Below are 16303 nucleotides of genomic sequence, written 5' to 3'. Positions count from 1 at the left end.
CGGGCGCGGGTTAACGCGGGCCTAAGTGCCTGCAACCTCTATGCATCGGCGGGCAAACCCGTCATCCCGCAAACGCGGCGAGCGCCAGCGGCGAGGTCGGCAAGGCCAGCAAGGCGCCTGCGGCGATGGCCACGCCGTAGGGAATGCCGCCTCCGGGCTCCATGAGGCGCACGATCCAGCCGGGTCCGCCGGCGACAAGCGGTTGGGCGTGTGCCCGGGCGACCAGCAGGGCCAGGCAGAACAGACCGCCGATGGCCGCCGTCCAAAGCACGAACGGGCTCCAGCCGGAGACGCCCAGCCACAGGCACACCGCGGCCATCAGCTTGGCGTCGCCGCCGCCGAGGAATCTGAGGGCGAACAGTATGGCGCCGGCCACCAGGGCGGCGAGGCCGACCCCGACGTGTGCCGCGATCGCCGTCGGCGACAGCCCCAGCACGAGGGCGGCGACGAAAAAGCCAGCAATCAGCAGGCCCGAGATCCAGTTCGGGATGGTCATGGACGTCAGGTCTGTCAGCCCGGCCACGATGACCAGGGCCGGAAACAGGGCGAGCAGGCTCAGTTGCAGCACTTCCATGCGCGCACCGTGCCCGACCGATCTTTAAGGTCGGGTTGCCGAACCGCACAAAAGCAAGGGGCCGGAACGTCTCCGCTCCGGCCCCCGGCCTCGTTCAGGCTGCAGTGCCTTGCTTAGACGGCAGGGCGCGTCTGCATGCCGGCGGTCACATCGTCGAAGGTCGCGACGACTTCACCGCCGAGGGCGGTGACGGCGGCGATGATGACGACGGCGATCAGGGCCGCGATCAGGCCATACTCAATGGCCGTGGCGCCCGACTCGTCGGACATGAATTTCGAAATGAACTTTTTCATGGTCATGGTCATGATCCCTTTGAAAAGAGGAAGCGAGCTAACAACGCGGGGGGAGCCGGTAGCCCGCTTGACCCCCAAAACGCACCTTGGTTATCGGCCAAACGGGTTAAGGTCCGGTCGCCGTCCATGGTTAGCGCAAGATTTACTTTGCCCGCGCGCTGGAAACCGGCGAATGGTGAAGCCTGTTCGCCCGGCGGCCAGTATTCGCCCTGGCGTTTCAAACTTTGTTGAGGTTTCGCTGGCAGGTTCGCGGTCGCGCTTCGCACCCGCGCGCGCTCAGTCTATGGACCCTCGCCATGATCCGCACCCAACGCCTGCTTCTCGGCCTGGCCGTCGCCGTCGCCATGGCCGGCCCGGGTCTGGCGCTGGCGCAGTCCGGCCGCATCAGCGTCGAGATCGACCAGGCCCAGCGGGTCCAGCTGCGCGGCGCGGCGGGTTCGGTCATCGTCGGCAATCCGGAAATCGCCGACGTGACGGTGGTCGACGCCAATACGCTGTACATAACCGGCAAGGGCTACGGCGTGACCGAGGTGGTCGCCGTCGACGCGATCGGGCGCACCCTGTTCCAGAGCCAGGTGGTGGTCACCGCGGGCGACGGCGCGGGCCGGGTCCGCGTCTGGCGCGGCGGCCAGGCCACGGAGATGGCGTGCGCGGCCTCGTGTTCGCCCTCTGTGCGCGGCGTCAGCGGCACGGCGATCGCGAGCGGCGACTGATCAATGACCCGTCGCGGCCATGGCAGGACAGGGCGGTTCTGCCGCAAACTTCTGCAAGCGCGCGACGGCGCGGCGGCGGTCGAATTCGCCATTGTCGCCCTGCCGTTTTTCTTCATGCTGTTCGCCATCATCGAAGTCGCGGTGATCTTCATTCTGAGCTCCCTGCTCGAGAACGGAACGATCGAGACCGGCCGGCTGGTTCGGACCGGCCAGGCGAGCGCCCAGGGCATGACAGCGACCCAATTCCAGGCGAACCTTTGCAGCCGGATGAGCGTCTTCGCCGATGAATGCGCTACGCGGGCGACGGTCGACGTCAGGGTCATTCCGCAGTTCAACGTCTCCCCGCCCGATCCGCTCAACGGCCCGACCTTCAATCCGAGCGGTCTGACCTACACCAACGGGCAGCCGGGCAACCTGATGCTGGTCCGGGTCTGGTACCGGCACCCGCTGTTAACGACCTTCCTGTCCCAGAGCCTGTCGCGGCTGGACGACGACACGGCCTTCCTGACGGCGACGACGGCCTTCCGCAACGAGCCGGCGGGAGCCGGGCAGCCCGCCCCCGCCCCGGCCCCGGCGCCAACGCCATGAACCGCAGCCTCATCCGGCGACTGACAGGCGACGAGCGGGGCGTCTCGGCGATCGAGTTCGCCCTGATCGCGCCCATCATGATCGCCTTCTACATGGGCATGACCGAGTTCTGTCAGGGTTTCATGGCCCAGAAGCGGATGGGCCATGTCTCGTCCATGGTCGCCGATCTAGTCGCCCAGGAGGCCACGGTGACTCCGGCGACGGTGACCGACATCTTCGACATCGGCGATCTGATCATGGCGCCGTTTCCGACCGCGACGCTGCGCCAGCGCGTCTCAAGTGTAACCATGACCAACGGCGTGGCCGTGGTGGACTGGAGCCGGGGCGAGGGCGAGGCCCCGCGGGCCACCGGCTCCGCCATGGTCATCCCCCCCGACCTTGTCACCAACGGCGAGAGCCTGATCGTCTCCGAAGTGACCTACGACTATGACTCGGCCGCCGACTATTTGATGCCCGGTCTGACGCGCTTCGCGCAAAACCAGTATCTGCGGCCGCGCAAGTCGGCGAGGACAGAGTGTCAGACCTGCCCGGCGACCTAGGGGCCGACAAGGGCCTCGCGCAGGGCGAGGATCTTGACCCCGGTCTCGGCCAGTTCGGATGCCGGGTCGCTGTCGGCGACGATGCCCGCGCCGGCGAGGGTCCGGAAGCGCCAGCGGCCTTCCGACCGTTCGAATGACGCCGTCCGGATCAGCACCGAGGCGGTCAGGCCGCCATCTGCGCCGATGTGAAACAGGCTGCCGCACCACGGCCCGCGCGGCGGCTCGTGGGCGGCGATCACCTTCATGGCCTGGTGCTTGGGAGCGCCGGTGATCGAGCCGGGCGGGAAGGTCGCCGCCAGCAGGTCGGCTACCCCCGTCTGCGGACACGCCGTCCCCCTGACCGTCGAGACAAGGTGGTGCACGGTCGGATGACTCTCGATCTCGAACAGCCGGTCCACGGCGACGGAGCCGGGTGCGGCCACGCGCGACAGATCGTTGCGCATCAGATCGACGATCATCAGGTTTTCGGCCCGGTCCTTGGCGCTGGCCTCGAGCTCGGCGGCGAGGGCGGCGTCGCGGGCCGGGTCGGCATGGCGGGGGCGGGTGCCCTTGATCGGCCGGGTCTCGATCCGGCGGCTGCGGGGATCGAAGGTCAGGAACAGTTCGGGCGAGTTGGAGACGATCGCCCGGTCACCCAGCCGCCAGAAGGCGCCGTACGCCGCCGCCCGGTCGGCCAGCCGCAGCATGACGTCGAACGGATCCGCGCCGGGGCGCAGCTCGCCCGACCAGGCGCGGGCGATGTTGGCCTGGAATAGATCGCCGGCCGCGATGCGGGCGACCACGTCGGCGACTGCGTCCACATAGGCGTCTGCGGACGTCTCGGCGGTTACGGAGACCGCCGGCGGCGCCGGCGTCGGTGCCCCGACCGCTTCAGCCAGCCAGGCTTCGGCCCTATCCACCGCCTCCATGGCGGAGGCCGCGTCGACGCCCCGGCCGGTCACGGTGACCGACCGCTCCCGGTGGTCGAAGGCCAGCATGGCCGGGTAGCGGGCCAGCATCAGATCGGGCCAGACATGGGTACGGGGACCGGTGGCCGGGCGGGCGCCCGCGTCATAGGCCAGCAGGCCGACCACGTCCCGCGCCAGCGCCGGGTCGCGCAGCAGGTCGAGGCCGCCCTCGCCGCCGGTCCAGTCAGGCTCGGCGGCGACGAACGACCAGCGCCCCAGCGGCCCGCCGTCGGACAGCAGGGCCAGGGCCCCGTCGCGGTCGCGCAGGCCGGTCGCCACGGCCAGAGGCTCGCCCCACGGGCGGACGCGCGTCTCGACTCTGGCCAGCCGTTCGATCACGCCGTCAGCCGCTCGCCGATCCGGTCGCGCAGGGCCGCGTCGACGCCCAGGGCCTGCGCCAGATAACCGTCCACCGACCCGTGCCGGGCCGCGATCTCGGCCATGGCGGTGTCCAGATACACCGGTTCGACGCCGAGGAAGGCGACCACGGCGTCGTGGGCGACGGGCCGGCCGGTCATGGTCTCGAGCTGACGGGCGATGCCCGGCGCACGGCCGGCCAGATCGACGGCGGCGTTGGTCAGCAGATAGTCCCCGACCATGTCATCCCGGTGCACGCCGAGCAGATGATGGGTCAGGGCCGCCAGCAGGCCGGTGCGATCCTTGCCGGCCGCGCAGTGGATCAGGACGGGGCCGTCGGCCTCGCCGAGGGACCTCAAATAGCGAGTGAACAGGTCGAGGTGGGCGGGATCGAACGCCAGCTCCCGATAGGTGTCGGTCATGAAGCGCCGGCCCGCGTCGATGGTCAGGTCGGCGGTCTTGAGGAAGGTGATGTGGGGCGCCTCGCGGCCGTCGTCGTGATCGCTTTCGATGACGAGGCCGGCGAAGCCGGGAGGGCGGCGCGAGGGCTGGTCGCGGCGCTCGCCGGGCCGGCGCAGGTCGACCACGGCGGCGAGTCCCAGTTCGGCGAGCCGTTCCAGATCGGCCTCGCTGGCGCGGGCGTGATGGGCGGAACGGAACAGCCGGCCGCCGGCGATGCGGCGGCCGGCGGCCGAGGCGTAGTCGCCATAGTCGCGGAAATTGTCGAGGGCGTCGAAGCGATGGAGGCGGTCGGTCATGCCGCCTGTCTAGCCCAGCCCGGCGACGCTTCCCACCGTCCGGCTCATGGACGGGCCCCGTTCGGCCCGACCAGGCCCTGCATGGCGTCGAGATAGGCCACGAACGCCCGGCGGCCCTCCGGCGTCATGGCCGCCTCGGTCAGGGGCTTGCGCCCCTCGAACCGCTTGGTCACGGCCACGAATCCGGCGTCCTCCAGCTTTCGCAGGTGCACCGAAAGATTGCCGTCGGTGGTCTGCAGCCGGGCCTTGAGCGTGTTGAAGTCGGCGGTCTCCACCACGGAGAGCACGGCCATGATGCCCAGCCGGACCCGTCCATGGATGACCTCATCGAGGCGGTTGATGTCGAAATCGTCCGCCACCCTCAGCCCCTCGCCGCCCGCATCAGCAGAAAGCCGGGCAGGGCCATCAGCAGGAACAGGGCGGCGGCATAGGCCAGATACTGTTCGGCGCCGACCAGGGCGGCGTCCTCGCCCATCCGCAGACCCAACACCGCCATCGAGGTCGAAAGGGCGAAAATGCCCCAGCCGACCGAGGCCCAGGCCGTGCCCGAGGCCCGATTGGCCGAGGTCTCGACGCCGCCGGCCCGCCTGATCGCCGCGAGGGCCACCACCAGCAGGGCGAGGAACAGCACCGTGGCGCCGATCCAGACGAAGCCCAGGGCGGACGTGTCCAGGCCGACCGCACCGCTGATGACGGCCCAATGGGCGAGGCTGGCGGCGCTATAGATCAGACCCGCCGCGAACAGGATGGACGCGCCCTGCATCGGCGCGCGCCGGCCTTCCTCGGCGAGCCGGCGCATCCAGGCGATGTCGGCGGCGGGGTCTTCGATCTTCTCGGTCATCATCGGCGTGATCCCTGTCATGGCGGCCGGAAGGGCCGCGCTTCAAACTTACGCACAGTCTGTACGAAGTACTTTGAAATGTAAAGTGCAGTGGGTGAATCGCCGGGAAGGCGCGGACCGGCCGTCCCGGAGAGCGAAGCCCTGTTTATGGACGGGTCCGAAAATCTCGCGCGCGCACCCGGGCGTTCAGGCGCAGAGAGGAGGGGAGGAGAGTCCCATGACCTACACAGTCTACGGCGCCGCGGGCTCGGGCTCGGTCCCGGTCGAGGCCGCCTTGACCCTGATCGGCGCGCCGTTCGAGGTGATTGAAGCCGTGACCTGGGAGGGTGAGGCCGAACGGGACAAGGTCGCGCCGGTCAATCCAATGCGTCAGGTGCCGGTGCTGGTCACGCCGGATGGAGAGGTCATCACCGAGAGCGCGGCCATTCTGATCTGGCTGGCCGAACGCCATCCCGAGGCGGCGCTGGGGCCAGAGCCGTGCGATCCGCGGCGGGCCCAGTTCCTGCGCTGGATGACCTTCATCCCCGCCTCGATCTATTCGATGTACTGGGTCCGCGACGACCCCGGTCGCCTCGGCGGGGATGATCCGGCGGCCCAGGCGACCATCAAGGCCCGAACGGCCGAGCGGATCGCCGCCTGCTGGGAGCAGATGGAGGCCCAGATGGAACCGGACCGCTTCCTGCTCGGACCCGAACTGACGGTGCTGGACCTGTATGTCGCGGTCGCCAGCCGGTGGACGCCGCATCGATCGCGCTTTCATCAGGTGGCCCCGCGGATGGGGCAGGTCGCCCGGCGGGTCGACGCCTTGCCGGAATTGCTGGACCTGTGGACGCGACGCTTTCCGTTCGAGGGTGCCTGGGGCGGTTAGGCGGCCGCGGAGGCGGCGGGCGAGGCCGTCAGCGGCAGGTCGCCGGCGAGGGCGCGGGAGACGATGGCGAACATCGCCGCCTGGCTGACCGGCTTGGCCAGATGGGCGTTCATGCCGGCGGCGTGGCAGCGGACGACGTCTTCGGGCATGGCGTCGGCGGTCATCGCGACGATCGGGACCCGGCCCCGGGCGTCAGGCAGCGACCGGACGCGACGGGTCGTCTCCAGCCCGTCCATGCCCGGCATCCGCACATCCATCAGCAACAGGTCGAAGACCTCGTCGGCCGCCGCCTGCAGGGCTTCATGGCCGTCTCGGGCCTCGACGACCTCGCAGCCGAAGGCCTGAAGCATGATCCGGGCGATCTCCCGATTCACGGGATGGTCGTCGACCACCAGCACGCGGGGGGCAGGCGCGGGCGCGTGGGCGCGCGCGGGGGCGACGTCCGCCGCCGGTGCAAAAGCGACGTCGGCCTCGGCCGGAGCGTCGGGCGCCCGTTCCAGCGGCAGGTGAAGTGTGAAGGTCGACCCTTCGCCGGGCCGGCTGTCCAGCTCCACCCGCCCGCCGAGCCGGCGCACATGGCGAGCGACCAGGGCGAGGCCAAGGCCGACGCCGCTATGCAGGCGGCGCGTGGAGGCGTCCGCCTGGGAGAAGGCCTGGAACAGTTCGATGTGATGGTCCGGGGCGATGCCGCAGCCCGTGTCGGAAACGCGAATGACCACGCCGTCTCCCGCCCGGTCCAGCCGCACGCAGACCCCGCCCTCGACGGTGAATTTGACGGCATTGGCGATGAGCGGCTGCAAGGCCTGTCGCAGGGCGCGGCGGTCGCAGGTGAAGCGGGCGCGCGGCGGCAGCCGGTTGTCGATTGTCAGCTCGATATCCCGGGCGTCGGCCGAGATCCGGCTGGGCGCCGTCGCCTCGCGCGCAACGGCCGCGAGATCGAGCGCTTCCGGGGTCAGTTCGGTGTCTCCGCTGGCGAAATCCAGAATGTCCTCGACCAGCACCAGCAGGCCGTCGCTGGACTCGCGGATCCGTTGCGCGTGGCGCACCGCCTCGGGGTCGAGCCCGGGACGCGCCGCCAGCAGGTCGGCGAAGCCGGCGACCCCGTTCAGCGGCGTGCGCAGCTCGTGGCTCATCATGGCCAGAAAACGCGAACGGGCGGAGGCCGCGTGTTCGGCCAGCCGCCGGGCCTCCTGCGCCGCCAGGGTGCGGGCGCGCAAACGCGCCTCCAGCCGTCGACGTTCGGACATGATCGTCGACAGGGGCAGGACTGTGGCGACCATGATCAGCAGATAGAGATTGAAGATCCCGAGTTTGCGCAGCATCGGCGGGATCGTCTCGAGGCCCGGGGTGTCGGGCAGACGGGCCAGCTGGATCGGGCCATGACCGGTCAGGGTCGCGACCCCGCTGACGAAGGCGAGGCCGAACAGGGCGGCCGCGGTCATGCCCGGCGACAGGCGCAGGGCGATCAGCAGCATGGGCGGAAAGGTCAGGAACAGGATCGGATAGTCGCCCTGCCAGAACACCTCGGCCGAGACGGCGAACGTCAGCGCGAGCAGAACGGCCGTCTCCGGCCACCGGGCTGGAGACATCCCCGCGAACCGGTGGGCCCGGGCGAACAGCAAGAGCACCGGCGTCACCAGCAGCAGGCCGGTCAGCTCGACGATGGAGAAGGACTGGATCATGAAAAGCCAGACCGGGAACGAGGGTCTGAGCACCAGGCTCGCGACCAGGCTGGCGACGAGAGCGGCGACCGCCACCGAGACGGCGCAGATCAGTGCGAACCGCACCAGCCGGACGGGGCGACGCATGTCCAGGGCGGCGCCGCAGAAGCGGCGGGCGAGGACCGCGACCAGCATGGCCAGGCCGAGGTTCAGCAGGGCGTTGAACCAGAGCAAGATGCCGGGATCGCCGCGCAGGCTGTTCGAAACGAGATTGATGGCCAGACAGATGGCGATGACGGCGAGGGCCGGCCGCCGATGCAACTGCAGCAGGGCGGCTACGAGAATGCCGTTGGACAGCCAGACGACGACCGAGCTGAAGGTCGCGACGCTCCAGTGGCCGATCAGCTGCGACAGGGCGAACAGCAGGACATAGGCCCACGCCGGCGGGCCCGCGACCCGGCCCGCTTCATGCCTGAACAGTCGCCACCGACCCCGCAAACCCCCGACCCCCGGTCCAATCCCGTGAAAGTGGTAGGGCCAAACCGTAAACAAAGCCGGGGCGCGTATATGAGGGCAATCCCCTATAGTGGAGGGGGCGGAACTCGCGCGCGAGAAGAACCGTTTCCTGACCTCGTAATCGGGGTCGGAGCCATGTCAGACGCCATCATCGACCCGTGTTTTCATCCGCCGGAGGACGCCGTCGCCTTCTACGACGAGGCCCTTGGCCTGCTGAAGGAAAGCGGCATCCCCTTCCTGCTGTCCGGGACCTATGCGGTCACGGCCTATACGGGCATCCGCCGACCGACCAAGGACCTCGACGTCTTCTGCAAGCCGGGGGACTATCCGCGCATTCTCGCCTTCTTTCAGGCGCGCGGCTATCGAACCGACGTCGAGGACGAGCGATGGATCGCCAAGGTCTGGAAGGATGAGCATTTCTTCGACGTGATCTTCGCCATGTCCAATGGCACCATCGCAGTCAGCGACAGCTGGTTCGGCAAGGACACGATCGAGGTTTACGGCCACCGGGTGGGGATCACGCCGCCGACGGCATTGATCCTGTCCAAGGTCTTCATCCAGGACCGCTATCGATACGATGGCGCGGATGTAAGCCATGTCATTCTCAAACAGTCCGACGCGATCGACTGGAAGCTGCTGCTGGACCAGATGGACCTCTATTGGGAGGTGCTGATGGGCCACCTGCTGAACTTCCGCTTCGCCTATCCGACCGAGCGCGGGCGGGTGCCGAGCTGGCTGATGACCGAACTGACGGAACGGCTGCACGCCCAGGTCGATCTGCCGGCCCCGCGGGTCAGGGTCTGCCGCGGCCGGCTGTTCAGCCCGCGTGACTATATCGCCGACATCACCGAATGGGGCTTCGGAGACGTGGTCGGCAAGGGTCTGGAGGAGCGGCATGAATCCCCCCACTGACGTGCCCGAGGGCGGCTCCCACGCCGACCCGCAGACGCCGCAGCCCGGCCTGGCTCCGGGGCCGGAGAAGAGACTCCGTGTGGCTGCGGTCGGCGACCTGCATGTCGGTGAAACCCACCAGCGGCCGTATCGCGAACTGTTCGGCCGGGTGCACGAGGACGCCGACGTGCTGTGCCTGTGCGGGGACCTGGTCAATTTCGGCAAGACCCGGGAAGTCGAAATCCTGCTGGAGGACCTGCGCGCCTGCCAGATTCCGATGGTCGGGGTGCTGGGCAATCACGAGCACGAATGCGGCCAGCCCGGCGAGGTGACGCGGATGCTCAGCGACGCCGGGGTGCAGATGCTGACGGGGCAGGCCTATGAGATCGACGGGGTTGGCTTCGCCGGCGGCAAGGGCTTCATCGGCGGCTTTGGCCGATACATGCTGAGCCCGTTCGGCGAGGCTTCGATCAAGGCATTCGTTCAGGAGGCCGTCGAGGACGCGAACCATATCGAGAACTCGATCCGCATGCTCAGGACCGGGCGGTCGGTGGTCCTGCTGCACTATTCTCCCGTCGTCGACACCGTGATGGGCGAGCCACCGGAAATCCACGCCTTCCTCGGCTCCTCCCGCCTGGCGGAGACCATCGACCGCTACGACAACATCAGCCTGGTGGTGCATGGCCATGCCCACCGCGGGGCGCCAGAGGGCCGGACCAACAAGGGCACGCCGGTCTATAACGTGGCCCTGCCCGTGCTGAAGACGCTGGGCGAGACCCCTTACCGCGTGTTCGAGGTCTGAAGCGCGGTTCGGGGCTGGAACCGGCGCCAGGTCGCCCAGAGCAGCAGGGCGACAGCGATCCCGAGCGCATCGGCCAGCAGGTCGCCCCAGCTGGCGTCCCGGCCGACCAGTCCCTGAACCACCTCGACGGCTCCGCCCAGGCCGACCGCCAACACCGCCGCCATCAGCCTCGACAGACGGGGGAACAGGATCCCGAAGCTCCACAGGATCAGGCCGAAGACAACGAAATGGGCCCCCTTGTCCCAAATCCCGCTGGCGGCCTCGACACCTCCAAAGGGTCCGATCATGGCGATCAGGGACAAGAGCAGTATGGCGACCGCCGTCAGGCGGAGAAATCGGGTCATGGGTGCAATCTGCAGGGGGAGGCCGCCCTATATCAGCCGGTCAGCAGAACCCACAGCCCTGTCGCCGCGAAACCCGCCGCCGCCGCGACCCGGATCCACTTCAGCGGCAGTCTTCGGGCCGCCGCCTCGCCCAGCAGCACCGCCGGTCCGTTGACCAGCATCATGCCCAGGGTCGAGCCGGCCACCACCAGGGGCAGGGACTGGAACTGGGCGGCGAGGACCGCGGTGGCCACCTGGGTCTTGTCGCCCATCTCGATGATGAAGAAGGCCGCGGTGGTGGTCCAGAACACGCCGGAGAAGGTCTTTTCGGTGGTGTCGGGCCGCTCTTCGAAACGGTCCGGGATCAGGGCCCAGACCGCGAAGCCGAAGAAGGCGAGGCCGACGACCCAGCGCACCCATTCGCCCTCCATGAAGTGGCCCAGCACCGTGCCGGCCAGGGCCGCGAAGGCGTGATTGACGAGGGTGGCGACCAGAATCCCGAGCAGGATCGGCAGCGGGCGCCGCCAGGCGGCCGCCAGCATGATCGCCAGCAACATGGTCTTGTCCCCGATCTCCGCGATGGAGACGAGGCCGGTCGAGATCAGGAAGGCGTCCAACTCATCTTCGTGCGCGGGGGCGTCGGCGGACAGACCTGTGGCGTTCGCAGCCGGGCCCCCGCGTGGAAGCTGCCCTGCGAAGCCAGCGGTCTTGCCGAGACCCGAAGGCCCTGCGCGCCATCCTCTCCGGGAAGAGGAAGTATGTTGACGCGAACCCCGCTGGAGATGCGGGCGGCTACTCCCCGATGACGAAGCGGGGCTTAGCCCCGCGGCGATCCGGGCGCAAGGTCAGCTGAAGGCGACGAAGATCAGGGCCACGACGGCCACGTCGACGGTGCGGGCGAGAAAGGTCAGCATGGCGGTGGTCCCGGACGGAGGCGTTTGCGCCTGTCGTCAGCAAGGACCGTGCCGGGATTCTCAGACGTCGGTGTCGGTGGCCTCGCCCGGCTTGGGACGGCGTTCCGCCACACCGGAATAGTTGGCTCCGAGATAGGTCGAGCGGGCCGCGTCCAGCACCGGCGGGCCGCCCTTCAGCCCACGTCGCTGGCCGGTCTGGCCAATGACCTGGGCGGCGAAGGCGGCGGCCGAGATGTCGCCGGGCGGCGTCGGGGCAGGTCTTGCCGGGGGGGCGGCAGGTTCGGCGGGAAAATCCGTCGGGACCAGCGCCCGCGAGGCGGAGCCGGCGCGCCGCTCGGCGGAGCGGCGCTCGCCTTCGCGGCGCTCGTCGCGACGTTGGACGGGGCCGACAGGGCGGACCTCGTCGGTCATCGTCAGTCGCCCTTGCCGGGAGGCCGGGACAGCTTGTCGAGCTGGGCGCGCATCTCGTCCATCTGGCGGCGCATCTCGGCGAGGGGATCGGCGGCCGGCTGTTCCGGCGCCGGGCTGGCCGAGCGGGCGGCTCCCGCGGCCCCGGCGGCGTTGAAGCCCGGCCAAATCTTCATCGCTTCGGCGAACATGACCATGTTGCGCTTGACCGCCTCGTCCAGCAGTCCGGCGCCGGGGGCGGCCCCGAACGCCTTGGAGAACTGGCCGCGCATCTGCTCCTGCTGCCGGCTGAAGCTGTCCAGCGACATCTCCAGATAGCTGGGCAGCACGCCCTGCATCTGGCCGCCATAGAAGCCGATCAGCTGGCGCAGGAACTGGACCGGCAGCAGGGCCTCGCCGCGGCTCTCTTCCTCGAAGATGATCTGGGTCAGGATCTGGCGCGTCAGATCGTCGTTGGTCTTGGCGTCATAGACCACGAATTCGACGCCCTCGCGCACCATCCGCGCGAGGTCCTCAAGCGTGACATAGGCGGAGGTGGCGGTGTTGTAGAGCCGCCGGTTGGCGTATTTCTTGATGACGACGGTATCGCCGGCTCCGGGCTTCTTGTCGGCCAAACTGGTCCCCGATCCTGTTGCAACGCGGCACTATGCTGCGCTGCCGACTGGAATGTCTAGCCGAGCGTCGCCGGCGCCAGTACCACGCCGACCAGCACGGCCGCCCAATGGGTCATGGCTCCGGTGACGACGAAGCCATGCCAGATGGCCCGACGGAACTTCACCTGCGGGCTGATGAAGACGAACACGCCGGCGGTGTAGATCAGGCCGCCGGCGACCAGCAGGCCCAAGGCGATCGGGTGGACGGTGTCGATCAGCGGCTTGAGCGCCAGCACGGCCAGCCAGCCGAAGCCGATATAGACCGCGCTCCAGAACGCGTCGGAAATGCGCGGCGCGATCAGTTTGGCGAACACGCCGCCCAGGGCCACGGTCCAGACCAGCAGGGTGAAGCCGATCGACCAGGCCCCCTCGAAATTCTGCGTCGTGAAGGGGGTGTAGCTGCCGGCGATCATCAGAAAGATGGCCGCCTCGTCGAGACGGCGCAGGATCGGTCGTGCGGCGCAAGGGCGGGTCTGGTTGTAGACGGTCGAAGCCGTCAGCATGGCGATCAGGCACAGGGCGTAGGCGGCCGTGGCGAGGACGGCGCCCAGGCCGGAATAGACCGCCGCCAGCACCGCCAGCACGATGCCGCCGACCGCCGCCAAGGTCAGGCCGACGACGTGGACAACCAGATCGGCCGTCTTCTCGGCCGGCGTGCGGTAGTGCTCGATCATATCGAGCTCGTCGGGCGTGCAGACGTGCCGCGCCAATCTCTTCATCTGCATGAGCATGGGCCTTTCAAGGGACCGCGCCGTCAATCGTTCCCGGTTTCTGGCACAGGATCGATGACTTTCGCCTGAACAGGCGCCGATAACGGACGGCTGCGGCGCGGGCGCCACAATGCCCTCCGCCGCTTCGGGGTTCTGGCGGCGGCGCCTCGATGGGCCTAGATGCAGGCCCTCCCCAAGACTCCTCCCCGGGTTTTCCCATGACCGACGTCGTCATCGTCTCCGCCGCCCGCACCCCTGTCGGCTCCTTCCTCGGCGCCCTGTCCAGCCTGCCCGCCGCGAAACTGGGCGAGGTCGCCATCCGCGCGGGCCTGGAGCGCGCCGGCGTCGCCGCCAACGAGGTCGACGAGGTCATCCTCGGCCATGTGCTGCAGGCCGCGGCCGGGCAGGGGCCGGCCCGCCAGGCGTCCATGGGCGCCGGCATTCCGAAGGAGGTCCCGGCCTGGAGCCTGAACCAGATCTGCGGCTCGGGCCTGCGCGCCGTGGCCATCGCCGCCCAGCAGATCGCCCTCGGCGACGCCCGCATCGTCGTCGCCGGCGGGCAGGAGAGCATGAGCCAGGCCCCGCACGCCCAGCAGCTGCGCGGCGGCCAGAAGATGGGCGACCTCGCCCTGATCGACACCATGATCCGCGACGGCCTGTGGGACGCCTTCAACGGCTATCACATGGGCCAGACGGCCGAGAACATCGCCGAACGTTTCCAGATCAGCCGCGCCGACCAGGACGCCTTCGCCGTCGCCAGCCAGCACAAGGCCGAGGCGGCGCAGAAGGCCGGTCGCTTCGACGCCGAGATCGCCCCGGTGACGATCGCCTCGAAGAAGGGCGACCTCGTCGTCGACAAGGACGAATACATCCGCCACGGCGCGACCCTCGAGGCTATGGAGAAGCTGCGCCCGGCCTTTTCGAAGGAGGGCAGCGTCACGGCGGCCAACGCCTCGGGGCTGAACGACGGCGCCGCCGCCCTGGTGCTGATGAGCGCCGCCGAGGCGAAGGCGCGCGGGCTCGAGCCGCTGGCCCGCATCGTCTCTTCGGCCACGGCCGGGGTCGATCCGGCGGTGATGGGCACCGGCCCGATCCCGGCCTCGCGCAAGGCGCTGGAAAAGGCCGGCTGGAGCGTCGCCGACCTCGATCTGGTCGAGTCCAACGAGGCCTTCGCGGCGCAGTCGCTGTGCGTGCTGCGTGAACTCGGCCTCGACCCGGACAGGGTCAACGTCAACGGCGGGGCCATCGCCCTCGGTCACCCGATCGGGGCCTCGGGGGCCCGCATCCTGACCACCCTGCTGCACGAGATGAAGCGCCGCGATGCGAAAAAGGGCCTAGCCACCCTGTGCATCGGCGGCGGCATGGGCGTGGCCATGTGCGTCCAGCGGGACTGATCCAGCCCCGCCGCGACGGCGTCAGGCGGCGTTGGCGGCCTTGGCCTTCAGCTTGTCCTGGTGGGCCCGCATGCCGATGGCGATCAGCTCGGCGGCCTCGCCGGCGTCGCCCCAGCCCTTGACCGTGACCGACTTGCCCTTCTCCAGATCCTTGTAGCGGGTGAAGAAGTGCTCGATCTGCTCGACCAGGATGGCCGGCAGCTGCCGGTAGCTGGCGATGTCGGTGTAATAGGGGTTCAGCTTGTCGACCGGCACGGCGAGGATCTTCTCGTCGCCGCCGGCCTCGTCTTCCATCTTCAGCACGCCGATCGGGCGCGAGCGGATGATGCAGCCGGGCACCACCGGCGTCGGGTTCAGCACGATCACGTCGCAGGGATCGCCGTCGTCCGACAGGGTGTGCGGGATGAAGCCGTAGTTGCCCGGATAGTACATCGCGGTGTGCAGGAAGCGGTCGACGAACAGGGCGCCCGAGGCCTTGTCCATCTCATATTTGACCGGCAGGCCGCCCTGCGGGATCTCGATGATCACATTGACGTCCCAGGGCGGGTTGGGGCCGGCGGGAATGGCGTCGATGTTCATGACGGGTCTCGTCCATGGTGCAGTGCGATACGGGGAGGCGGGCGTGATAGGCTCGCAACACGCCGGAAGCAAGGCGGACTTGCCCCGGCCGGTTCCACGCGGCACGACAGGCCGGGGCGCGAAAAGGAGCGGTCATGACGATTTCGAACGGTCTGGCGCTGGCCCTCTTCTTCCTGTGCTGGCTCGGCTACGGGCCCCTGCTGGCGGTGCTGGCGCGCCGCGTCGGCTCCCTGAACGACGACATGATCATCGTCCGGCGGGCATGGATGCGGGTCATGACCCACCGCGAGGTGCGCATCGTCGACAGCCAGCTGATGGGTCACACCATCAACTCCGGCGGCTTCTTCGCCTCGACCAACCTGCTGCTGATCGCCGCCGTGGCCAGTGTCCTGTTCGGCGGCGAGCAGGCGCTGGAGGGATTCGCCTCGGTCGGGGCCGAGGCCGTCCCGGTCCGGGTGCTGGAGGCCAAGCTGGCCCTGGTGCTGCTCTGTCTGGCCCGCGGCCTGCTGGACTTCATCTGGTCGATTCGCCAGCTCAACTACGCCTTGGCCCTGATCGGGGCCGCCCCCGAGGTCCATACCGAGGCGGACCGGGTGGCCTTGGGCGAGGCCGCGGCCAATCTGCTCAATCCCGCGCTGAGCGCCTTCAGCCAGGGCGTGCGCGGTTATTATTTCGCCCTCGCCGCCTCCGCCTGGCTGTTCGGACCGCACTGGCTCGCCCTGGGCGTGGCGGTGGTCTTCTGCCTGCTGGTCTGGCGCCAGGTCGGCTCGCCGGCGGCGCGGGCCGTGCGCGCGGCGCGTCGCCTGCTGGAGCCGCATCTGACCGGGCGGTGAGCTTGTTTCGCACGCGCTCACGTCTCGGGGTGAAATACGCCCTTGAAACCGGTTACCTGACCGCTATCCGGAATAAGCTTGCCGTTACACGGCGTGATCGCGGGTGCGAAATATCGGGTTGACGATTTGTGCACCGCACAC

General features: G+C 69.0%; 21 protein-coding genes and 1 riboswitch. Of the genes, 8 read left to right on the top strand and 13 right to left on the bottom strand.

All coding sequences use genetic code 11. From position 1 onward, the window contains the following. Positions 1 to 61: 61 nt before the first annotated feature. Positions 62 to 574, bottom strand: coding sequence for a prepilin peptidase (locus ACK4JY_RS09540; RefSeq protein ID WP_409605051.1), 513 nt, complete (start codon positions 572 to 574; stop codon positions 62 to 64). A gap of 113 nt (positions 575 to 687) precedes the next feature. Further along, complete coding sequence (locus ACK4JY_RS09535; RefSeq protein ID WP_409605049.1) at positions 688 to 867, bottom strand: Flp family type IVb pilin; 180 nt, start codon at positions 865 to 867, stop codon at positions 688 to 690. Between the two features lie 296 nt (positions 868 to 1163). On the opposite strand from ACK4JY_RS09535, the gene ACK4JY_RS09530 reads away from it, so the two are divergent. From ACK4JY_RS09530 to ACK4JY_RS09520, 3 genes are read left to right on the top strand one after another with little or no spacing between them, the layout of a single operon-like run. After that, positions 1164 to 1580, top strand: a complete 417-nt coding sequence (locus tag ACK4JY_RS09530) for a pilus assembly protein N-terminal domain-containing protein (protein WP_409605047.1) — start codon at positions 1164 to 1166, stop codon at positions 1578 to 1580. Between the two features lie 3 nt (positions 1581 to 1583). Then, positions 1584 to 2168, top strand: a complete 585-nt coding sequence (locus tag ACK4JY_RS09525; RefSeq protein WP_409605045.1) for a TadE/TadG family type IV pilus assembly protein — start codon at positions 1584 to 1586, stop codon at positions 2166 to 2168. Then, complete coding sequence (locus ACK4JY_RS09520; RefSeq protein ID WP_409605043.1) at positions 2165 to 2707, top strand: TadE/TadG family type IV pilus assembly protein; 543 nt, start codon at positions 2165 to 2167, stop codon at positions 2705 to 2707. The genes ACK4JY_RS09525 and ACK4JY_RS09520 overlap by 4 nt, the downstream gene beginning before the upstream one ends. Here the strand turns inward: ACK4JY_RS09520 and ACK4JY_RS09515 are convergent. From ACK4JY_RS09515 to ACK4JY_RS09500, 4 genes are read right to left on the bottom strand one after another with little or no spacing between them, the layout of a single operon-like run. Beyond that, complete coding sequence (locus tag ACK4JY_RS09515) at positions 2704 to 3993, bottom strand: anthranilate synthase component I family protein (protein WP_409605042.1); 1290 nt, start codon at positions 3991 to 3993, stop codon at positions 2704 to 2706. The two genes, ACK4JY_RS09520 and ACK4JY_RS09515, sit on opposite strands and share 4 nt — an antisense overlap. Further along, positions 3990 to 4769 (bottom strand): tyrosine-protein phosphatase, encoded by a 780-nt coding sequence (locus tag ACK4JY_RS09510; protein WP_409605040.1) that lies wholly within the window; start codon positions 4767 to 4769, stop codon positions 3990 to 3992. Before ACK4JY_RS09510 ends, ACK4JY_RS09515 begins: the two co-directional genes overlap by 4 nt. 44 nt (positions 4770 to 4813) lie before the next feature. Then, a complete protein-coding gene (locus ACK4JY_RS09505) occupies positions 4814 to 5128 on the bottom strand; it encodes a winged helix-turn-helix domain-containing protein (protein WP_409605038.1) in 315 nt (104 codons plus the stop codon). 2 nt (positions 5129 to 5130) lie between these two features. Beyond that, positions 5131 to 5631, bottom strand: a complete 501-nt coding sequence (locus tag ACK4JY_RS09500) for a hypothetical protein (RefSeq protein ID WP_409605036.1) — start codon at positions 5629 to 5631, stop codon at positions 5131 to 5133. 196 nt (positions 5632 to 5827) lie between these two features. On the opposite strand from ACK4JY_RS09500, the gene ACK4JY_RS09495 reads away from it, so the two are divergent. Beyond that, positions 5828 to 6478, top strand: coding sequence for a glutathione S-transferase family protein (locus tag ACK4JY_RS09495; protein WP_409605034.1), 651 nt, complete (start codon positions 5828 to 5830; stop codon positions 6476 to 6478). Here the strand turns inward: ACK4JY_RS09495 and ACK4JY_RS09490 are convergent. Continuing rightward, entirely contained in the window at positions 6475 to 8637 is a 2163-nt protein-coding gene (locus ACK4JY_RS09490; protein ID WP_409605032.1) for an ATP-binding protein, read from the bottom strand. The genes ACK4JY_RS09495 and ACK4JY_RS09490 overlap by 4 nt on opposite strands. Positions 8638 to 8790: 153 nt before the next feature. On the opposite strand from ACK4JY_RS09490, the gene ACK4JY_RS09485 reads away from it, so the two are divergent. Both ACK4JY_RS09485 and ACK4JY_RS09480 read left to right on the top strand, forming a co-directional pair. Next, complete coding sequence (locus ACK4JY_RS09485; RefSeq protein ID WP_409605030.1) at positions 8791 to 9567, top strand: hypothetical protein; 777 nt, start codon at positions 8791 to 8793, stop codon at positions 9565 to 9567. Beyond that, on the top strand, positions 9551 to 10348 hold the full coding sequence (locus tag ACK4JY_RS09480) for a metallophosphoesterase (protein WP_409605028.1): 798 nt from the start codon (positions 9551 to 9553) through the stop codon (positions 10346 to 10348). Before ACK4JY_RS09485 ends, ACK4JY_RS09480 begins: the two co-directional genes overlap by 17 nt. On the opposite strand, the gene ACK4JY_RS09475 is transcribed toward ACK4JY_RS09480, so the two are convergent. From ACK4JY_RS09475 to trhA, 5 genes are all read right to left on the bottom strand, one after another. Beyond that, a complete protein-coding gene (locus ACK4JY_RS09475; RefSeq protein WP_409605026.1) occupies positions 10327 to 10692 on the bottom strand; it encodes a hypothetical protein in 366 nt (121 codons plus the stop codon). The two genes, ACK4JY_RS09480 and ACK4JY_RS09475, sit on opposite strands and share 22 nt — an antisense overlap. A 32-nt stretch (positions 10693 to 10724) precedes the next feature. Beyond that, the gene (locus tag ACK4JY_RS09470) at positions 10725 to 11288 is read right to left on the bottom strand and encodes a TMEM165/GDT1 family protein (protein ID WP_409605024.1); all 564 of its coding nucleotides are present in this window, start codon (positions 11286 to 11288) and stop codon (positions 10725 to 10727) included. A gap of 53 nt (positions 11289 to 11341) precedes the next feature. Then, a riboswitch (yybP-ykoY riboswitch) is annotated at positions 11342 to 11484 on the bottom strand. Between the two features lie 161 nt (positions 11485 to 11645). Beyond that, positions 11646 to 11996, bottom strand: coding sequence for a hypothetical protein (locus tag ACK4JY_RS09465; protein ID WP_409605022.1), 351 nt, complete (start codon positions 11994 to 11996; stop codon positions 11646 to 11648). Positions 11997 to 11998: 2 nt separating this feature from the next. Beyond that, positions 11999 to 12607 carry a polyhydroxyalkanoate synthesis repressor PhaR gene (phaR, locus tag ACK4JY_RS09460; RefSeq protein ID WP_409605020.1) on the bottom strand — a complete coding sequence of 203 codons (609 nt, stop codon included), beginning with the start codon at positions 12605 to 12607 and terminating at the stop codon, positions 11999 to 12001. Between the two features lie 56 nt (positions 12608 to 12663). Then, on the bottom strand, positions 12664 to 13377 hold the full coding sequence (gene trhA, locus ACK4JY_RS09455) for a PAQR family membrane homeostasis protein TrhA (RefSeq protein ID WP_409605018.1): 714 nt from the start codon (positions 13375 to 13377) through the stop codon (positions 12664 to 12666). A 197-nt stretch (positions 13378 to 13574) separates the two neighbouring features. On the opposite strand from trhA, the gene ACK4JY_RS09450 reads away from it, so the two are divergent. Further along, on the top strand, positions 13575 to 14750 hold the full coding sequence (locus ACK4JY_RS09450; protein WP_409605016.1) for an acetyl-CoA C-acetyltransferase: 1176 nt from the start codon (positions 13575 to 13577) through the stop codon (positions 14748 to 14750). 21 nt (positions 14751 to 14771) lie between these two features. On the opposite strand, the gene ppa is transcribed toward ACK4JY_RS09450, so the two are convergent. Next, the gene (gene ppa, locus ACK4JY_RS09445; RefSeq protein ID WP_409605015.1) at positions 14772 to 15329 is read right to left on the bottom strand and encodes an inorganic diphosphatase; all 558 of its coding nucleotides are present in this window, start codon (positions 15327 to 15329) and stop codon (positions 14772 to 14774) included. 134 nt (positions 15330 to 15463) lie between these two features. Between ppa and ACK4JY_RS09440 the strand changes: the two genes are divergently transcribed. Then, a complete protein-coding gene (locus ACK4JY_RS09440) occupies positions 15464 to 16162 on the top strand; it encodes a DUF599 domain-containing protein (RefSeq protein ID WP_409605013.1) in 699 nt (232 codons plus the stop codon). Positions 16163 to 16303 lie beyond the last annotated feature (141 nt).

The sequence above is a fragment of the Brevundimonas sp. genome, assembly GCF_046295595.1.
GTDB lineage: Bacteria > Pseudomonadota > Alphaproteobacteria > Caulobacterales > Caulobacteraceae > Brevundimonas.
Note: the sequence above shows the minus strand (reverse complement) of the source record. Positions and strands in the feature narration are given on the sequence as shown.

Bases quoted from the DNA above. Each gene is read 5' to 3' on its own strand.
- ACK4JY_RS09510 (WP_409605040.1), bottom strand. From the start codon at position 4,769: ATGACCGACCGCCTCCATCGCTTCGACGCCCTCGACAATTTCCGCGAC.
- ACK4JY_RS09475 (WP_409605026.1), bottom strand. From the start codon at position 10,692: ATGACCCGATTTCTCCGCCTGACGGCGGTCGCCATACTGCTCTTGTCC.
- ACK4JY_RS09530 (WP_409605047.1), top strand. From the start codon at position 1,164: ATGATCCGCACCCAACGCCTGCTTCTCGGCCTGGCCGTCGCCGTCGCC.
- ACK4JY_RS09450 (WP_409605016.1), top strand. From the start codon at position 13,575: ATGACCGACGTCGTCATCGTCTCCGCCGCCCGCACCCCTGTCGGCTCC.
- ACK4JY_RS09465 (WP_409605022.1), bottom strand. From the start codon at position 11,996: ATGACCGACGAGGTCCGCCCTGTCGGCCCCGTCCAACGTCGCGACGAG.
- ACK4JY_RS09485 (WP_409605030.1), top strand. From the start codon at position 8,791: ATGTCAGACGCCATCATCGACCCGTGTTTTCATCCGCCGGAGGACGCC.
- ACK4JY_RS09495 (WP_409605034.1), top strand. From the start codon at position 5,828: ATGACCTACACAGTCTACGGCGCCGCGGGCTCGGGCTCGGTCCCGGTC.
- ACK4JY_RS09535 (WP_409605049.1), bottom strand. From the start codon at position 867: ATGAAAAAGTTCATTTCGAAATTCATGTCCGACGAGTCGGGCGCCACG.
- ACK4JY_RS09540 (WP_409605051.1), bottom strand. From the start codon at position 574: ATGGAAGTGCTGCAACTGAGCCTGCTCGCCCTGTTTCCGGCCCTGGTC.
- ACK4JY_RS09480 (WP_409605028.1), top strand. From the start codon at position 9,551: ATGAATCCCCCCACTGACGTGCCCGAGGGCGGCTCCCACGCCGACCCG.
- ACK4JY_RS09520 (WP_409605043.1), top strand. From the start codon at position 2,165: ATGAACCGCAGCCTCATCCGGCGACTGACAGGCGACGAGCGGGGCGTC.
- ACK4JY_RS09525 (WP_409605045.1), top strand. From the start codon at position 1,584: ATGACCCGTCGCGGCCATGGCAGGACAGGGCGGTTCTGCCGCAAACTT.
- ppa (WP_409605015.1), bottom strand. From the start codon at position 15,329: ATGAACATCGACGCCATTCCCGCCGGCCCCAACCCGCCCTGGGACGTC.
- ACK4JY_RS09440 (WP_409605013.1), top strand. From the start codon at position 15,464: ATGACGATTTCGAACGGTCTGGCGCTGGCCCTCTTCTTCCTGTGCTGG.
- ACK4JY_RS09500 (WP_409605036.1), bottom strand. From the start codon at position 5,631: ATGACAGGGATCACGCCGATGATGACCGAGAAGATCGAAGACCCCGCC.
- trhA (WP_409605018.1), bottom strand. From the start codon at position 13,377: ATGCTCATGCAGATGAAGAGATTGGCGCGGCACGTCTGCACGCCCGAC.